The organism is Escherichia whittamii, from assembly GCF_014836715.1.
In the GTDB taxonomy this organism is placed as follows: Bacteria; Pseudomonadota; Gammaproteobacteria; order Enterobacterales; family Enterobacteriaceae; genus Escherichia; species Escherichia whittamii.
Window position 1 is genome coordinate 46,503 of record NZ_JACSQI010000009.1, and the last position, 18,649, is coordinate 65,151.

Below are 18,649 nucleotides of genomic sequence, written 5' to 3' on the forward strand. Positions count from 1 at the left end.
GGTGATGATCTCCTTATCCCCCGTCACTCTGACGGGTATATCAATGCGTCTGGCTTGCCTTTATACTACCGCGCGTTTGTTTATAAACTGCCCAAATGAAACTAAATGGGAAATTTCCAGTGAAGTTCGTAAAGTATTTATTGATCCTTGCAGTCTGTTGCATTCTGCTGGGAGCAGGCTCGATTTATGGCCTATACCGCTACATCGAGCCACAACTGCCGGATGTGGCGACATTAAAAGATGTTCGCCTGCAAATTCCGATGCAGATTTACAGCGCCGATGGCGAGCTAATTGCGCAATATGGTGAAAAGCGTCGTATTCCGGTTACGTTGGATCAAATCCCGCCGGAAATGGTGAAAGCCTTTATCGCGACGGAGGACAGTCGCTTTTATGAGCATCACGGCGTTGACCCGGTGGGGATCTTCCGTGCGGCAAGTGTGGCGTTGTTCTCTGGTCACGCGTCACAAGGGGCGAGCACCATTACCCAGCAACTGGCGAGAAACTTCTTCCTGAGTCCGGAACGCACGCTGATGCGTAAGATTAAGGAAGTCTTCCTCGCGATTCGTATTGAACAGTTGCTGACTAAAGACGAGATCCTCGAGCTTTATCTGAACAAGATTTACCTCGGTTACCGCGCCTATGGTGTCGGTGCTGCGGCACAAGTCTATTTCGGTAAAACCGTCGACCAACTGACGCTGAACGAAATGGCGATGATTGCCGGGCTGCCGAAAGCCCCTTCCACCTTCAACCCGCTCTACTCAATGGATCGCGCCGTCGCGCGGCGCAACGTTGTGCTGTCGCGTATGTTGAGCGAAGGGTATATCACCCAGCAACAGTACGATCAGACGCGTAGTGAGCCGATTAACGCCAACTATCACGCACCGGAGATCGCCTTCTCAGCGCCGTATCTCACCGAAATGGTACGTCAGGAGATGTATAACCGTTACGGCGAAAACGCTTATGAAGACGGCTATCGCATTTACACTACCATTACCCGCAAAGTACAGCAGGCCGCACAGCAAGCAGTGCGTAATAACGTACTGGACTACGACATGCGTCACGGTTATCGCGGCCCGGCTAATGTGCTGTGGAAGGTGGGAGAGACACCGTGGGACACCAAAAAGATAACCAATACGCTAAAAGCGTTACCGACTTACGGTCCGCTGCTACCTGCCGCAGTTACCAGCGCAAATCCGCAGGAAGCGACAGCGATGCTGGCTGACGGAACGTCCGTAACGTTGCGTATGGAAGGCGTTCGCTGGGCGCGTCCTTACCGTTCAGACACTCAACAGGGACCGACGCCGCGTAAAGTGACTGATGTTATGCAAACGGGTCAGCAAATCTGGGTTCGCCAGGTTGGCGATGCCTGGTGGCTGGCGCAGGTGCCAGAGGTGAACTCGGCGCTGGTATCTATCAATCCGCAAAACGGTGCCGTTATGGCGCTGGTTGGTGGCTTTGACTTCAACCAGAGCAAGTTTAACCGCGCTACTCAGGCGCTGCGTCAGGTGGGGTCGAATATCAAACCATTCCTCTACACCGCAGCGATGGATAAAGGTCTGACGCTGGCAAGTATGCTAAACGATGTGCCGATTTCCCGCTGGGATGCCGGTGCTGGTTCTGACTGGCAGCCGAAAAACTCACCACCGCAATATGCCGGCCCAATCCGTTTACGTCAGGGGCTGGGTCAGTCGAAGAACGTGGTGATGGTGCGTGCAATGCGGGCGATGGGCGTCGACTACGCTGCAGAGTATCTGCAACGCTTCGGCTTCCCGGCGCAAAACATTGTCCATACCGAATCGCTGGCGCTGGGTTCCGCGTCCTTCACGCCGCTGCAGGTGGCGCGCGGCTACGCGGTAATGGCGAACGGTGGCTTCCTGGTGGATCCATGGTTTATCAGCAAAATTGAAAACGACCAGGGCGGCGTGATTTTCGAAGCGAAACCGAAAGTCGCTTGCCCGGAATGCGATATCCCGGTGATTTACGGTGATACGCAAAAATCGAACGTGCTGGAAAACAGCGACGTTGAAGACGTTGCTATCTCTCGCGAACAGCAGAATGTTTCCGTTCCGATGCCGCAGCTGGAGCAAGCTAATCAGGCATTAGTGGCGAAGACTGGCACGCCAGAATACGCTCCACACGTCATCAGCACTCCGCTGGCATTCCTGATTAAGAGCGCACTGAACACCAATATCTTTGGTGAACCAGGCTGGCAGGGTACTGGCTGGCGCGCCGGTCGTGATTTGCAACGTCATGATATCGGTGGGAAAACCGGGACCACCAACAGCTCGAAGGATGCATGGTTCTCGGGTTACGGTCCGGGCGTTGTGACCTCGGTATGGATTGGCTTTGACGATCACCGCCGTAATCTCGGTCACACCACGGCTTCCGGGGCGATTAAAGACCAGATCTCTGGTTATGAAGGTGGTGCTAAAAGCGCGCAGCCTGCATGGGACGCTTATATGAAAGCCGTTCTGGAAGGTGTGCCAGAACAACCGCTGACACCGCCGCCGGGTATTGTGACGGTGAATATCGATCGCAGCACCGGGCAACTGGCCAGCGGCGGTAACAGCCGCGAAGAATACTTCATTGAAGGTACGCAGCCTACACAACAGGCGGTGCGCGAGGTAGGTACAACCATTATTGATAATGGTGAGGCGCAGGAATTGTTCTAAAAATGACGCCCGGCAGCGTTAATGTTGCCGGGCTTTTTTTACTATGGAAGATGTCAACGAAAATGGAAATTCACTCTCCTTCTCTTTCGAAGAATTACAGCGAAATCAGTCGTCAGTTCACCAGGCAATATCCCCCATTCAGCCTTAACCAAACTGATTTTCTAACCATCACCAGCCTTGTTCTACGAAGGTATCATCCAGAGAAAATGCCGCGCCTACACAAAGCGACTCTCTATGACATCATTGCTGTCACGTTTTTCTTGCTATTCCCTGCATCTCTCGTGATTTTAGGGATATTTAATATAGAAATTGAATTATCAGTCTGGAATAACATCACCGATGACCTTCTGTTTATACTCAATAAAAACAAAGTATTAATTATCGTATTTTGGCTACATGGTATGTTTTTTTCAGTAAAGACCTACTGGACAAGACATAAACTGAAGAAAGCGCAATCTGCTCTCTACAATCAAACAGCAATGAAAGAAGGATTGAACTTTAAAATCGATGAGACTGGTGTTAAATGCTGGAAAAAATCTGGCACCCACAGCTTTTGTGTCTGGTCAGAGATAAATGACCTTATCCCCTATAAAGATATATTTGTATTGGTTATGAACAAATCAAGTTTTATATGGCTGAGTGATAAAGAAGAGGAAGCACTGGCGTTTATTCACGAAAAAATCGCCCAGTCACGCCAGCCTGCATAAACAGGGGTTTTACAACCGCCCCTGCCCCTTCAACCACTCACGTACCAGGAACAGTGCGCTGACATTGCGCGCTTCATTGAAGTCAGGGTCTTCAAGCAAATCCATCATATGCGCCAGCGGCCAGCGAACCTGCGGCAGCGGCTCTGGTTCGTCGCCTTCCAGCGATTCAGGGTAAAGATCCTGCGCCACCACAATATTCATTTTGCTGGAGAAGTAAGACGGCGCCATACTGAGTTTCTTCAAAAAAGTCAGATCCTTCGCACCATAGCCCACTTCTTCTTTTAGCTCGCGGTTAGCTGCTTCGTAGACGCTTTCACCAGGATCAATCAGCCCTTTTGAAAATCCCAACTCGTAGGATTCAGTTCCCACCGCGTACTCACGAATCAGGATCAGATGGTCGTCCACAATAGGCACAATCATCACCGCTTCCCTGTTGGTTGGACGCATTCGTTCATAAACACGCCGCACGCCATTGCTGAACTCCAGATCCACGCTTTCGACGGTAAACAGTCGGGAACGGGCTACAGTTTCAACATTCAGAATGGTGGGTTTTTGTAATGATTTTCTCATTGTGGAATCTTTGCAGTGAAATCAGTATTTATTGTGCGATATCGGACACCGTTTCGGCAATGTGAATTGCATGTTATTTACATTTATGCAACCTGATAAATAATCGTTCTCAAATCAAATTAAAAGTCAATAGGTTGAAATAACTCCAGGAATTTGCTGATATTCCGCCCTCAGAGGGTTTGCTATGATCAGCGGTTACCGGGATGCGCTTAATGATGCTCAAGTTCAACTCCACGCTTGCCGATAGCCAACCGCAGAATCCTATATTGTGTCCAGGGTGCGAATAATCACGCCTGACAAATTAAGTAAGATGGGGAAAGCATGAGCACCATTGTGATTTTTTTAGCTGCTTTGCTGGCCTGCTCACTATTTGCGGGATGGCTGATAAAAGCACGCACCAGGCGGCGACAATTGCCCTGGGCTAACGCCTTCGCTGATGCGCAAACGCGCAAACTCACTCCGGAAGAACGTAGCGCTATTGAAAATTATCTCGAGAGCCTGACGCAGATTTTGCAGGTTCCCGGCCCGACGGGTGCCAGCACGGCGCCTGTCTCTCTGACGCTGAACGCCGAAAGCAATAATGTGATGATGTTGACGCACGCTATCACACGTTATGGCATCTCTACTGACGATCCCAATAAATGGCGCTACTACCTTGACTCGGTAGAAGTTCACCTGCCGCCTTTCTGGGAGCAGTACATCAACGACGAAAACACCGTTGAACTGATTTATACCGACTCACTCCCATTAGTCATTTCACTCAACGGTCATACGCTGCAAGAGTATATGCAGGAGACTCGCGGTTACGCGTTACAACCTATTCCATCAACGCAGGCGTCGATTCGCGGTGAAGAGAGCGAACAAATTGAGTTGCTCAACATTCGCCAGGAAACGCACGAAGAGTATGCACTTAGCCGCCCACGAGGATTGCGGGAAGCGCTGCTGATTGTCGCCTCATTCCTGATGTTCTATTTCTGCCTGGTAACCCCAGATGTATTTGTCCCGTGGTTGGTTGGCGGCGCGCTACTGCTGCTGGGGGCGGGTCTGTGGGGATTATATGCGCCACCTGCCAAATCTTCCCTACGGGAGATCCACTGCCTGCGCGGGACACCGCGTCGCTGGGGGCTGTTTGGCGAAAACTCGCAGGAACAGATTAACAATATTTCGCTTGGTATTATCGACCTGGTCTACCCCGCGCACTGGCAACCTTACATTGCCCAGGATCTCGGACAACAAACCGATATCGATATCTACCTGGACCGCCACGTCGTGCGCCAGGGGCGCTATCTTTCGCTACATGACGAAGTAAAAAACTTCCCGTTGCAGCACTGGCTACGCAGCACGGTTATCGCAGCCGGTTCGCTGTTAGTCTTGTTTATGCTGCTGTTCTGGATCCCGCTGGATATGCCGCTGAAATTCACTCTCTCGTGGATGAAAGGCGCGCAGACTATTGAAGCCACCAGTGTTAAACAACTTGCGGACGCTGGCGTACGCGTGGGCGATACCTTACGTCTAAGCGGTACAGGCATGTGTAATATCCGCACTTCCGGCACCTGGAGCGCGAAAACCAATTCACCGTTTTTGCCATTTGACTGCTCGCAGATCATCTGGAATGACGCCCGTTCATTGCCATTACCGGAATCGGAACTGGTTAACAAGGCCACGGCACTGACCGAGGCAGTAAACCGCCAGTTGCACCCGAAACCGGATGATGAATCTCGCGTCAGTGCCTCATTACGTTCTGCGATTCAGAAATCCGGCATGGTTTTGCTTGATGACTTTGGCGACATCGTGCTGAAAACTGCCGATCTCTGTGCAGCCAAAGATGATTGTGTGCGCTTAAAAAACGCACTGGTTAATCTCGGCAACAGTAAGGACTGGGACGCACTGGTGAAACGCGCCAACGCAGGAAAACTTGATGGTGTGAATGTATTACTTCGCCCGGTGAGCGCAGAATCACTGGATAATCTGGTGGCGACTTCCACCGCACCGTTTATCACTCATGAAACGGCGCGAGCGGCGCAATCACTGAATAGCCCAGCGCCTGGCGGCTTCCTGATTGTCAGCGACGAAGGCAGCGATTTTGTCGATCAACCGTGGCCAGCAACCTCGCTTTATGACTACCCGGCGCAAGAACAATGGAACGCTTTCCAGAAGCTGGCGCAAATGTTGATGCATACACCGTTTAACGCCGAGGGAATCGTCACCAATATCTTCACCGATGCCAACGGTACGCAGCATATCGGCTTGCACCCTATTCCGGACCGTTCTGGCCTGTGGCGCTATCTCGGCACCACATTACTGCTACTGACGATGTTCGGCTGTGCCATCTATAATGGCGTGCAGGCCTGGCGTCGTTACCAGCGTCATCGCACCCGCATGATGGAGATTCAGGAATATTACGAAAGCTGCCTGAATCCGACGTTGCTCACGTCTTCAGAAAGCCTTACCGAATAACACGTTTGCGCGGCAGGTTATGCTACCCTGTCGCGCAAATTGCTTCACTCTGGAGATTTCCCTCATGCATATCAACATTGCCTGGCAGGACGTAGATACCGTTCTGCTGGATATGGACGGCACGTTGCTCGACCTCGCCTTCGATAACTATTTCTGGCAAAAGCTGGTGCCTGAAACCTGGGGCGCGAAAAACGGTGTTACGCCACAGGAAGCAATGGAATATATGCGCCAGCAATATCACGACGTGCAGCATACGCTAAACTGGTACTGTCTTGATTACTGGAGCGAGCAACTGGGTCTGGATATCTGTGCGATGACCACCGAGATGGGGCCGCGAGCCGTGTTGCGTGAAGATACTATTCCGTTTCTCGAAGCGCTGAAAGCCAGCGGCAAGCAGCGAATTTTGCTCACTAACGCCCATCCACATAACCTGGCCGTTAAACTTGAGCATACGGGTCTGGACGCACACCTTGATTTATTACTTTCCACCCACACATTTGGTTATCCGAAAGAGGATCAGCGGTTATGGCATGCGGTGGCCGAAGCTACGGGTCTGAAAGCTGAAAGAACGCTGTTTATTGATGACAGCGAAGCCATTCTCGATGCTGCCGCGCAATTTGGTATTCGTTACTGTCTCGGCGTCACCAACCCTGACTCTGGAATAGCCGAAAAACAGTATGAGCGCCATCCGTCACTGAATGACTACCGCCGCCTGATCCCCTCGCTAATGTGAAGGAGACGCCATGAAAGAAAAACCGGCTGTTGAGGTTCGACTGGATAAATGGCTATGGGCCGCCCGTTTTTATAAAACCCGTGCGCTGGCCCGCGAAATGATTGAAGGCGGTAAGGTGCATTACAACGGGCAGCGCAGCAAGCCGAGTAAAGTCGTCGAGCTGAATGCCACGCTCACACTGCGCCAGGGAAATGACGAACGAACGGTGATTGTAAAGGCGATTACTGAACAGCGTCGCCCCGCCAGCGAGGCGGTCTTGTTGTATGAAGAGACTGCGGAAAGTGTAGAGAAACGCGAAAAAATGGCGCTGGCACGTAAACTTAATGCCTTAACCATGCCGCACCCGGACCGGCGCCCGGACAAAAAAGAGCGCCGTGACCTGTTACGATTTAAACACGGCGACAGTGAATAACTGTCACCTGCAAGAGAGATGATTATGCCGCAACATGACCAATTACATCGCTATCTGTTTGAAAACTTTGCCGTGCGCGGCGAACTGGTAACCGTTTCGGAAACCCTGCAACAGATCCTTGAGAATCACGATTATCCGCAGCCGGTGAAAAACGTGCTGGCAGAACTGCTGGTCGCGACCAGCCTGTTGACCGCTACGCTGAAGTTTGATGGTGATATCACCGTACAGCTGCAAGGCGACGGCCCAATGAGTCTGGCGGTCATCAACGGAAACAACAAACAGCAGATGCGTGGCGTCGCGCGTGTGCAGGGCGAAATTCCGGAAAATGCCGATCTGAAAACACTGGTCGGCAATGGTTACGTAGTGATCACGATTACCCCGAGCGAAGGCGAACGCTATCAGGGCGTAGTTGGTCTGGAAGGTGACACCCTGGCGGCCTGCCTGGAAGATTACTTTATGCGTTCTGAACAGCTGCCGACGCGCCTGTTTATTCGCACCGGCGACGTAGATGGCAAACCGGCTGCGGGCGGTATGTTGTTGCAGGTAATGCCTGCGCAAAATGCCCAGCAGGATGACTTCGACCACCTGGCGACGTTGACCGAAACCATCAAAACTGAAGAGCTGCTGACCTTGCCGGCAAACGAAGTGTTGTGGCGTTTGTACCACGAAGAAGAAGTAACGGTTTACGATCCGCAGGATGTTGAGTTCAAATGCACCTGCTCGCGTGAACGTTGCGCCGACGCGCTGAAAACGCTGCCGGATGAAGAAGTTGATAGCATCCTCGCGGAAGATGGCGAAATTGACATGCATTGTGATTACTGCGGTAACCACTATCTGTTCAATACGATGGATATTGCCGAGATCCGCAACAATGCGTCTCCGGCAGACCCGCAGGTTCATTAATTAGTCGTTCCGGCAGAGATAACTCTGCCGGATTTCATGACTACATTGCCTGATGCGCTGCGCTTATCTGGCCTGCGGATTAAATGCAATTTATTGCAGGTAAGATAAGGCGCCGCATCCAATAAAAAATCAGATGTGCGCTGTCATTCCTTCAGATTCAAATCCAGCGTTTCTCCATCCACCGTAAGATTGCGCCACGTTTTAGGCTTCGTCCCCAGTTTTCCATCCTTCGCGGCAGTGAGTAATTTCTCTTTCGTTATTACATCCGGGAGTGAACTCATCGTAATCTCTTTCCATTCTTTCCCGGCAGGATCAATGCCATAGACAATGTATCTTTCATCATTAAAGGCAAACAGGATCCGCTCTGCCCTACCATCACTATTCAGATCTTGCTCTACCAGAACGCAGGCATCTTTTTCAATACATATCATTGCGTTATAGCGATTTTTCATCACTGCCGACCAGAATGTCGCATCCGGTTTGCCAGAACCTGGGGCGATAAATACATTATCAGCTAATGCTTTTTCTGATATCTGCTGCTGAAGTCGCTGCACGCCATCAAACGCCATCAGCAAACTCCGCCTGCGTTTCGGGTCTTTCATATACTCGACATCGCTTTTCAACGACTCCAGCGCTGCACGTCCATAGCGACCGCTATGTTCGAGCATGTAGATACTTACCTGGTCTGGCGTGTTCTTGCCGCTCTGATAACGCGCCATATGGCTGTTCACGCTAATGCGCATACTGTCCAGCACCGGCGAATTAAGAAGCACCAGTATCACCAGCACCAATAACGAAACCGTAAGGTTCACTTTGCCCTGAAGAACAAGGGGATTTTGCCCTTTACGCCAGACGATACTGACAAAATACCCCAACGACCAGGCCAGTAACACCACCACCGCCAGTGCGCCGTGCAAGCGTTCGGCTGTCCAGCCGTATTGAGCGACCCGCATCCATATAGCCCAGGCGGCGATCAGCACATAGAGCGGTGCCACCAGCAGAGACGTTTTTATCAGGCAACGCAACGGGCCAGTCCAGGGAAGCGATGCTTTTTGTGGATCGCGGACAATGGCCATTAAGAGCAACTGCAAAAAGGCCAGAGTTAACAGCAGACCAGCGGCGGAAATGTGGCGAGAAATCGCATTCAAACCAGCAAAAGGCAAAGTGATAATAAACAGCAGCGTCAGCAGTGAAACCAGCGGTAGCAAACCTGTAGCGATCAACGTGAAGAGCTTTTGTATAGAGGCGATTAACCGCGATTGTGTCCGCGCAAGAATGACTGACAGCGCGGTAACCAGGCCCAACGTAAGATAAATAAACCAGTCGGTTGAAAAAAAGAGGGTACTGAAAAACGTGATGCCAACAAGTTTAAATAACTCACTCCACAGTAAAAGCACCAGCCAGGTCAGGCCATTAGTGATAAAAATCACCATCAATATTAGAGTGTTGTGCCACACCGACTGGTAAAAAAAGCTATAGTTCGTTCGCCCTTTTCTGTCGTGTAAATTCAGTTGTATCCAGGGCAATAACAACATCGCCATTAACAGCAGATAACAACCAAATTCCCAGAGTTCCTGGTCCGCTCTCCAGGAACTCATGCCATCAATTTGCCACTTCAGCCAGCCGCTCATCGCCAGAGTGGCAATAAATACCAGCGCCAACCATCCCCACAAACGCTTCTGTTTGAAGGACTCCACGGTGAATAACAAAACGGATGAAAGCGCCACGGTTGCAGGGACGCCGTAAACAATCCAGTTGTTATTGTCCACAGCCAGCCAGGTTATTAGAAGATAGCAAACCAGTCCCTGGATTAATCCAGTGGCGACCATTCCCCACCGTGTTGCAGGTGAAAGTTCAACGTTATCCATGTTAGTGATCCGGAATCAAAAGGAAGGTTAATTATTGCATTCAGACAGTACTAATATTTATTTTCAGAAAAATTTACAAAAAATTTTGCGGTGGTGAATCGATACTTTACTGATTGATTTTGCATAAATTTCAATCATGAATGAGATTTCACTCACATTATAATGGTCAATTAAACCAACATTTAACCTTTTAGGAACATTTTCCACACCTGGAATGTCATTTCTGCGATAATAGCAACCGTTTCGTGACAGGAATCACGGAGTTTTTTGTCAAATATGAATTTCTCCAGATGCGTAAATCTATGAGCCTTGTCGCGGTTAACACCCCCAAAAAGACTTTACTATTCAGGCAATACATATTGGCTAAGGAGCAGTGAAATGCGCGTTAACAATGGTTTGACCCCGCAAGAACTCGAGGCTTATGGTATCAGTGACGTACATGATATCGTTTACAACCCAAGCTACGACCTGCTGTATCAGGAAGAGCTCGATCCGAGCCTGACAGGTTATGAGCGCGGGGTGTTAACTAATCTGGGTGCCGTTGCCGTGGATACCGGGATCTTCACTGGTCGTTCACCAAAAGATAAGTATATCGTCCGTGACGATACCACTCGCGATACTTTCTGGTGGGCAGACAAAGGCAAAGGTAAAAACGATAACAAACCACTCACTCCGGAAACCTGGCAACATCTGAAAGGCCTGGTGACCAAACAGCTTTCCGGCAAACGCCTGTTCGTGGTTGATGCTTTCTGTGGCGCTAACCCGGATACTCGCCTTTCCGTACGTTTCATCACCGAAGTGGCCTGGCAGGCGCATTTCGTCAAGAACATGTTTATTCGCCCGAGTGATGAAGAGCTGGAAGGTTTCAAACCTGACTTTATCGTCATGAACGGCGCGAAGTGTACCAACCCGCAGTGGAAAGAGCAGGGTCTGAATTCTGAAAACTTCGTGGCGTTTAACCTGACTGAACGCATGCAGTTGATTGGTGGCACCTGGTATGGCGGCGAAATGAAGAAAGGGATGTTCTCGATGATGAACTACCTGCTGCCGCTGAAAGGTATCGCTTCTATGCACTGCTCCGCCAACGTTGGCGAAAAAGGCGATGTTGCCGTGTTCTTCGGCCTTTCTGGCACAGGTAAAACTACCCTTTCCACCGACCCGAAACGTCGTCTGATTGGCGATGACGAGCACGGCTGGGATGATGACGGCGTGTTTAACTTCGAAGGCGGCTGCTACGCGAAAACCATTAAACTGTCGAAAGAAGCAGAACCTGAAATCTACAACGCTATCCGCCGCGATGCGCTGCTGGAAAACGTCACCGTACGTGAAGATGGCACTATCGACTTTGACGATGGTTCAAAAACCGAGAACACCCGCGTTTCTTATCCGATCTATCACATTGATAACATCGTTAAGCCAGTCTCCAAAGCGGGCCATGCGACTAAGGTTATCTTCCTGACCGCAGATGCCTTTGGCGTGCTGCCGCCGGTTTCCCGTCTGACGGCCGACCAAACCCAGTACCACTTCCTCTCTGGCTTCACCGCCAAACTGGCTGGTACTGAGCGCGGCATCACCGAACCGACGCCAACCTTCTCTGCCTGCTTTGGCGCGGCATTCCTGTCGCTGCACCCGACTCAGTACGCAGAAGTGCTGGTGAAACGTATGCAGGCGGCAGGTGCGCAGGCATATCTGGTTAACACCGGCTGGAACGGCACTGGCAAACGTATCTCCATTAAAGATACCCGCGCCATTATCGACGCCATCCTGAACGGTTCGCTGGATAACGCAGAAACCTTCACTCTGCCGATGTTTAACCTGGCGATCCCAACCGAACTGCCGGGCGTCGACACGAAGATCCTCGATCCGCGTAACACCTACGCATCTCCGGAACAGTGGCAGGAAAAAGCCGAAACGCTGGCGAAACTGTTTATCGACAACTTCGATAAATACACCGACACCCCAGCCGGTGCCGCGCTGGTAGCTGCGGGTCCGAAGCTGTAATCCGTTAAGTTAAGTGACGAAGTTCCCCCGTTTCGCGAGATTCGGGGGATTTTTTACTTTCTGTCTGAATTAAATGGGGAAAACATATATTCCAGCAAGTGGCGTGTTTCACGAAAAAACGTATCCAGTTCAGGCTGCGCTTTTATCGCACTGGCGGGAATAAAAATATCACTAAACTCTTTCGTCGCTTCTCTGGAAAAACTCTTCGGTAAATGCAGAAAAAGCCACAAATAATCTTCTTCGTAATGAATACCATAAAAATCCCCCCAGCGAAGTATGCCCTGCTGATGAGATTCATAAAAAACAATCCCCTCGCTATAAAACTCATAACGTACGGGTTCAGTAAAAGTAACCTGCACTGTTTTTGACTTAAAATCTTTGATTCTTCGGGTGATTAACAGGAACATTAACCATAGGAAGACCAACGTGAACAGGAGAATTAACCGACTAATTCCGTTGAGTTTAAAGTCATGGGAAGAATTCAACCATTGTAGGATCACAGGCAGTATTGCCAGTAAACCACCGGCCCAAATTCCCCGTTTGCACCATTTAAAACGCTTTTTAATGTAATAGGTGTAATGCCTAACGGCAGCGTTGAAGGTGGTTGGAGTATAATGGATTTGCACTGTGCCGAGGTAATGTGCGGTTCGTGGATCAAATTTGCTGATACTCATCATATGTGCAATACGTTTAAGTCGATAAAGCATCTCTTTGCGGATACCTTCATCTGAATGAGATGTGTACTCCTGAATCAATGCCAGGGCCTCTGGCGTGCCTATTTTCCATAACAGATGGCTAAACCATTTTGCAATTGCGCCAGAATCCGAACATGTATAATCGAGGTAATCAAACCCGTGGGCAAATACCTGCCTGACATAAGGAATCGTGGACGGATCTCCAATTTGCTGAAGTTTCATCGCCACTTCCTGATGATGGTAATGACCAGATGTAACTAATAACAAATTAAGGGCATCAAGATGAAAACGTGGATTATTCGCTGACAGCAGTTGTTCAGTAACAGTATTAATTCTTTCATAGTCCTGACCAGCAATGGCTTCCTGCACTACATCCCTGACAGATTGCGAATTAAGCATAATGATTCCATTCTTATACTCTAAATAATTCGAGTTGCAGGACAAAACGGCAGGGTCGTTTTGAACAACGCTTGCGTTGGCCCTGAAAGGGCGAGGCCTCAGGCCGAGTAACGCGGCAAGCGAGTGAATCCCCAGGAGCTTACATAAGTAAGTGACTGGGGTGAGCGACAAATCCGCATGGAGCGGATTTGAACGCTGCTTGCAGCGGCCCCGTAAGGGGTGAGGCCCATGGATGGGGCGAATAACCCGCAGACGCAGCACATGCAACTTGAAGTATGACGAGTATATTAATTATTTAAAAAAACGGGAGGCACCTTCGCCTCCCGTTTATTTACCCTTCTTTTGTCGTGCCCTGCGCCCGCGTTACCGGCAATGGCAGCCAGCCGCGAATGGAAAGCCCGCCCCGCTCGCTGGTGCCAAGTTCCAGCATCCCGTTATGGTTATCGATGATCCGCTGCACAATCGCCAGTCCTAAGCCAGTGCCACTGATAGTGCGCGCGCTGTCACCACGGACAAACGGCTGGAACAGGTGCTTACGCTGCTCCGGTTCAATACCTGGGCCGTCATCTTCCACCTGGAACCAGGCGCGATTTGGCTCGGTGCCGCTGCTGACTTTGATCCAGCCATTGCCATAGCGGGCGGCGTTCACCACCATATTCGCCACCGCACGTTTGATCGACAGTGGGTGCATTTTCACCTCAATACTGCCGGGATAAAGCGCGGTATCAATTTCCCGCTCATAGCCACTTTCGGCGGCAATAACCTCACCGAGCACCGCATTAAGATCCGCCAATTCCATCGGCATCTCCTGCCCGGTGCGCAGGTAGTCGATAAACTGCTCAATGATGGCGTTACACTCTTCGATATCTTTATTGATCGATTCTGCCAGGTAGCCATCCTGCTCGCTCATCATCTCGGTCGCCAGGCGAATACGCGTCAGCGGCGTGCGCAGGTCGTGGCTTACCCCCGCCATCAGCAGCGTGCGGTCATCCGCCAGTTGCTTGACGCCAGCCGCCATATGGTTGAAGGCACGGGTAACCGAACGCACCTCCGAAGCGCCATACTCACGCAGCGGCGGCGGAATAATCCCCTTACCCACCTGCAAAGCTGCATGTTCGAGATCAACAAGGGGTCGGTTCTGAATACGAATAAACAGCCACGCGCCACCTATCGCCAGCAGCATTATCGCCAGCGTATAGCGGAACAGCGGGGAGAAATCGCCCTGATGAATTTCGGTCAGCGGCACGCGCACCCAGATATTGGGCGACAGCCAGGTTTTCAGCCAGACGACAGGCGAACTTTTGTTGACCTCGACGCGGACTTCCGTCGGGCCGCCAAGCTGCTGCGCCATCTGATGGCTTAAGAATTCATAGTGTTGCGCCCAACGCAGCCCGGCCTCTTCGGCAGCTTCGTTGGAATAGAGGGAGATCCCCAGCTCACGGTAGATCTCCCGACGGAAAGCGGGAGGCACAACCAACTGCGTGCCGTCCTCCAGTTGCAGTTTATCGGTCATCAACATACGGACTTCGTAAGCGAGGACTTTATTAAACTGCTGGAGGCTCGGCAAAATCGCGAAGTTCAGCACCACCAGATAAGTCGTCACCAGGCTGACGAACAGCAAGGTGACGATGAGCAATAACGTGCGGGCAAATGAACTTCGTGGCGAGAAGCGCAATCGCCTCATGCTTTAGAACCGTCCGGCACGAAGACGTAGCCCAGACCCCAGACGGTCTGAATGTAACGCGGATGCGCCGGATCTTCTTCCACCATGCGACGCAGACGCGAGATCTGCACGTCGATAGAACGTTCCATTGCGGAATATTCACGGCCACGGGCAAGATTCATCAGCTTATCGCGGGAGAGCGGCTCACGTGGATGGCTGACCAGCGCCTTTAGTACCGCAAATTCACCGCTGGTAAGTGGCATCGGTTCATCTTCGCGGAACATTTCACGCGTACCCAGGTTAAGTTTGAACTTACCGAAAGCGATCACCGCTTCTTCCTGTGACGGCGCGCCCGGCAGTTCGTTCGCCTGACGACGCAGTACCGCACGGATGCGGGCCAGCAATTCACGCGGGTTAAACGGTTTTGGAATGTAATCGTCAGCACCAATTTCCAGGCCAACGATACGGTCAACTTCTTCTCCTTTCGCCGTCACCATAATGATCGGCATCGGGTTACTCTGGCTACGAAGACGTCGGCAAATCGACAAGCCATCTTCACCAGGTAACATCAAATCCAGTACCATAAGATGGAAAGATTCACGAGTCAGCAGGCGATCCATCTGTTCTGCATTAGCGACGCTTCGAACCTGGAAGCCTTGTTCGGTGAGATAACGCTCCAGCAGCGCGCGCAGGCGCATGTCGTCATCGACCACCAGAATCTTGTAGTTCTCTTGCATTGTTTGTACTCCCAAAGGTTCGCAACAATTTGTAAGCGTGTATTCTTAAAAAAGCTTACGTTCGCCACCAGCTAAATCTGGTATGAATTTCAGCCTAAATTGTTACAAAGCATATTAAACAGCAGGTTAAGTATACAATTTATTCGGCGAAACATTATTGATTCTGTTGATATGATCACGTTATACCCAATGTGCGCATTATTAAACAGACAAAGGGAATCAACGAGATGAAAACGCCCCTGGTTACCCGGGAAGGGTATGAAAAACTCAAACAAGAGCTAAATTATCTCTGGCGCGAAGAGCGCCCGGAAGTCACAAAGAAGGTGACCTGGGCCGCGAGTCTGGGTGACCGCAGCGAAAATGCTGACTATCAGTATAATAAAAAGCGCCTGCGTGAAATCGACCGTCGTGTGCGCTATCTCACTAAATGCATGGAAAATCTCAAAATCGTCGATTACTCGCCCCAGCAGGAAGGCAAAGTTTTCTTTGGCGCGTGGGTAGAGATTGAAAACGATGATGGCGTTACTCACCGTTTTCGTATCGTCGGCTACGATGAAATCTTTGGCCGTAAAGATTACATCTCTATCGATTCCCCGATGGCCCGCGCATTACTGAAAAAAGAAGTGGGCGATCTGGCGGTGGTGAATACCCCTGCTGGAGAGGCAAGCTGGTATGTTAATGCCATCGAATACGTGAAACCGTAAGGAAGAGTCTTAACCTCCTGTCAATGGCTGGTATTTTTGCCAGCCAGTCCGTATAACTATCCCCTGATTTTTGATCCGAAAAGATGAACTCAAACCATGATGAATGATTCGTTCTGCCGCATTATTGCGGGTGAAATTCAGGCGCGCCCGGAACAGGTTGAAGCCGCCGTTCGCCTGCTTGACGAAGGGAATACCGTGCCGTTTATCGCACGTTATCGTAAGGAAATCACCGGCGGTCTGGATGACACGCAGTTGCGTAATCTGGAAACGCGTCTGGGATATCTGCGCGAGCTGGAAGAGAGACGTCAGGCTATTCTCAAGTCCATTTCTGAGCAAGGTAAACTCACCGACGAGCTGGCGAATGCCATCAATGCCACCTTGAGCAAAACCGAACTCGAAGACCTCTACCTGCCTTACAAACCCAAACGTCGTACCCGCGGGCAAATCGCTATTGAAGCAGGGCTTGAGCCATTGGCTGATCTGCTGTGGAACGATCCTTCACACACGCCAGAAGTTGCCGCTGCGCAATATGTTGATGCCGATAAAGGCGTGGCAGATACCAAAGCCGCACTGGACGGCGCGCGTTATATCCTGATGGAACGTTTTGCCGAAGATGCAGCCCTGTTGGCTAAAGTGCGTGATTATCTGTGGAAAAACGCGCACCTGGTGTCCACCGTGGTGAGCGGTAAAGAAGAGGAAGGGGCAAAATTCCGCGACTATTTCGATCATCACGAACCGCTGTCAACGGTGCCTTCTCACCGTGCGCTGGCGATGTTCCGTGGTCGTAACGAAGGCGTACTCCAGCTTTCGCTGAATGCCGATCCGCAGTTCGACGAACCACCGAAAGAGAGCTATTGCGAGCAAATCATCATGGACCACCTCGGCTTGCGCCTGAACAATGCCCCGGCGGATAGCTGGCGCAAAGGCGTGGTGAGCTGGACCTGGCGCATCAAGGTGCTGATGCACCTGGAAACCGAACTGATGGGTACCGTGCGCGAACGTGCGGAAGATGAAGCAATTAACGTCTTTGCCCGTAACCTGCACGATCTGCTGATGGCAGCCCCAGCCGGGCTGCGTGCGACGATGGGCCTCGATCCGGGTCTGCGTACCGGGGTAAAAGTGGCGGTGGTCGACGCAACCGGCAAACTGGTCGCAACCGATACCATTTATCCACACACCGGACAGGCCGCAAAAGCGGCGATGACCGTTGCCGCCTTGTGTGAAAAACATAATGTTGAACTGGTGGCGATCGGTAACGGTACGGCTTCCCGCGAAACCGAGCGTTTCTATCTCGACGTGCAGAAGCAGTTCCCGAAAGTTACCGCGCAGAAAGTGATCGTCAGCGAAGCAGGCGCATCGGTTTACTCCGCTTCCGAACTGGCGGCACAGGAGTTCCCGGACCTCGATGTTTCTCTGCGTGGCGCGGTATCTATCGCTCGTCGTTTGCAGGATCCACTGGCAGAACTGGTGAAAATCGATCCGAAATCTATCGGCGTGGGCCAGTATCAACACGACGTCAGCCAGACGCAGTTGGCCCGCAAGCTGGATGCGGTAGTGGAAGACTGTGTAAACGCCGTTGGCGTCGATCTGAACACAGCGTCCGTTCCGCTGTTAACTCGCGTAGCGGGCCTGACGCGCATGATGGCGCAAAACATCGTTGCCTGGCGCGATGAAAACGGTCAGTTCCAGAACCGTCAGCAGCTGTTAAAAGTGAGCCGTCTGGGGCCGAAAGCCTTCGAGCAGTGCGCGGGCTTCCTGCGGATTAACCACGGCGATAACCCGCTGGACGCGTCTACCGTTCACCCGGAAGCCTATCCGGTGGTGGAACGTATTCTGGCGGCAACGCAGCAGGCGCTGAAAGATCTGATGGGTAACAGCAGCGAACTGCGTAACCTGAAAGCCTCTGACTTTACCGATGAGAAATTCGGTGTGCCGACAGTAACCGACATCATCAAAGAGCTGGAAAAACCGGGCCGCGACCCACGTCCTGAGTTTAAAACCGCTCAGTTTGCCGATGGCGTCGAGACAATGAACGACCTGCAACCGGGCATGATCCTCGAAGGTGCGGTGACCAACGTCACTAACTTTGGCGCGTTTGTCGATATCGGCGTGCATCAGGACGGGCTGG

The 18,649-nt window shown here is 51.3% G+C and carries 14 protein-coding genes; 9 read left to right on the top strand and 5 right to left on the bottom strand.

Features of this window, described 5'->3' with window-relative positions:
• Nucleotides 1-119: 119 nt before the first annotated feature.
• Both mrcA and H9644_RS14605 read left to right on the top strand, forming a co-directional pair.
• Nucleotides 120-2,672 (top strand): peptidoglycan glycosyltransferase/peptidoglycan DD-transpeptidase MrcA, encoded by a 2,553-nt coding sequence (gene mrcA / locus H9644_RS14600; protein WP_105289360.1) that lies wholly within the window; start codon nucleotides 120-122, stop codon nucleotides 2,670-2,672.
• A gap of 2 nt (nucleotides 2,673-2,674) precedes the next feature.
• Nucleotides 2,675-3,379: a hypothetical protein gene (locus H9644_RS14605; RefSeq protein ID WP_225221409.1), complete on the top strand. Its 705-nt coding sequence runs from the start codon at nucleotides 2,675-2,677 to the stop codon at nucleotides 3,377-3,379.
• A 9-nt stretch (nucleotides 3,380-3,388) separates the two neighbouring features.
• On the opposite strand, the gene nudE is transcribed toward H9644_RS14605, so the two are convergent.
• Nucleotides 3,389-3,949 (bottom strand): ADP compounds hydrolase NudE, encoded by a 561-nt coding sequence (gene nudE, locus H9644_RS14610; protein ID WP_105289358.1) that lies wholly within the window; start codon nucleotides 3,947-3,949, stop codon nucleotides 3,389-3,391.
• 321 nt (nucleotides 3,950-4,270) lie between these two features.
• On the opposite strand from nudE, the gene igaA reads away from it, so the two are divergent.
• From igaA to hslO, 4 genes are all read left to right on the top strand, one after another.
• On the top strand, nucleotides 4,271-6,406 hold the full coding sequence (igaA, locus tag H9644_RS14615; protein WP_064527606.1) for an intracellular growth attenuator protein IgaA: 2,136 nt from the start codon (nucleotides 4,271-4,273) through the stop codon (nucleotides 6,404-6,406).
• A 64-nt stretch (nucleotides 6,407-6,470) separates the two neighbouring features.
• The gene (gene yrfG, locus H9644_RS14620; protein WP_023155832.1) at nucleotides 6,471-7,139 is read left to right on the top strand and encodes a GMP/IMP nucleotidase; all 669 of its coding nucleotides are present in this window, start codon (nucleotides 6,471-6,473) and stop codon (nucleotides 7,137-7,139) included.
• Nucleotides 7,140-7,149: 10 nt separating this feature from the next.
• The gene (gene hslR / locus H9644_RS14625; protein ID WP_000660493.1) at nucleotides 7,150-7,551 is read left to right on the top strand and encodes a ribosome-associated heat shock protein Hsp15; all 402 of its coding nucleotides are present in this window, start codon (nucleotides 7,150-7,152) and stop codon (nucleotides 7,549-7,551) included.
• Between the two features lie 24 nt (nucleotides 7,552-7,575).
• Nucleotides 7,576-8,454 (top strand): Hsp33 family molecular chaperone HslO, encoded by an 879-nt coding sequence (gene hslO, locus H9644_RS14630; protein WP_105289380.1) that lies wholly within the window; start codon nucleotides 7,576-7,578, stop codon nucleotides 8,452-8,454.
• A gap of 143 nt (nucleotides 8,455-8,597) precedes the next feature.
• Here the strand turns inward: hslO and H9644_RS14635 are convergent, their stop codons facing one another.
• Nucleotides 8,598-10,322 carry a DUF4153 domain-containing protein gene (locus H9644_RS14635; protein WP_105289357.1) on the bottom strand — a complete coding sequence of 575 codons (1,725 nt, stop codon included), beginning with the start codon at nucleotides 10,320-10,322 and terminating at the stop codon, nucleotides 8,598-8,600.
• Between the two features lie 378 nt (nucleotides 10,323-10,700).
• Here H9644_RS14635 and pckA point away from each other — a divergent pair, with 378 nt between their 5' ends.
• On the top strand, nucleotides 10,701-12,323 hold the full coding sequence (gene pckA / locus H9644_RS14640) for a phosphoenolpyruvate carboxykinase (ATP) (RefSeq protein WP_064527611.1): 1,623 nt from the start codon (nucleotides 10,701-10,703) through the stop codon (nucleotides 12,321-12,323).
• 53 nt (nucleotides 12,324-12,376) lie between these two features.
• Here the strand turns inward: pckA and H9644_RS21595 are convergent, their stop codons facing one another.
• The 3 genes from H9644_RS21595 to ompR all read right to left on the bottom strand — a co-directional run bounded on the left by H9644_RS21595 (nucleotide 12,377) and on the right by ompR (nucleotide 15,817).
• On the bottom strand, nucleotides 12,377-13,417 hold the full coding sequence (locus H9644_RS21595; RefSeq protein WP_225221410.1) for a hypothetical protein: 1,041 nt from the start codon (nucleotides 13,415-13,417) through the stop codon (nucleotides 12,377-12,379).
• 331 nt (nucleotides 13,418-13,748) lie between these two features.
• Nucleotides 13,749-15,101, bottom strand: coding sequence for a two-component system sensor histidine kinase EnvZ (envZ, locus tag H9644_RS14650; protein WP_105289356.1), 1,353 nt, complete (start codon nucleotides 15,099-15,101; stop codon nucleotides 13,749-13,751).
• Nucleotides 15,098-15,817 carry an osmolarity response regulator transcription factor OmpR gene (gene ompR / locus H9644_RS14655; protein ID WP_001157751.1) on the bottom strand — a complete coding sequence of 240 codons (720 nt, stop codon included), beginning with the start codon at nucleotides 15,815-15,817 and terminating at the stop codon, nucleotides 15,098-15,100. Before ompR ends, envZ begins: the two co-directional genes overlap by 4 nt.
• 227 nt (nucleotides 15,818-16,044) lie before the next feature.
• Here ompR and greB point away from each other — a divergent pair, with 227 nt between their 5' ends.
• Together greB and H9644_RS14665 are read left to right on the top strand one after the other, a co-directional pair.
• Nucleotides 16,045-16,521, top strand: a complete 477-nt coding sequence (greB, locus tag H9644_RS14660; protein WP_000856744.1) for a transcription elongation factor GreB — start codon at nucleotides 16,045-16,047, stop codon at nucleotides 16,519-16,521.
• A gap of 96 nt (nucleotides 16,522-16,617) precedes the next feature.
• The coding region (locus tag H9644_RS14665; RefSeq protein WP_225221411.1) for a Tex family protein at nucleotides 16,618-18,649 on the top strand (2,032 nt) is incomplete at its 3' end.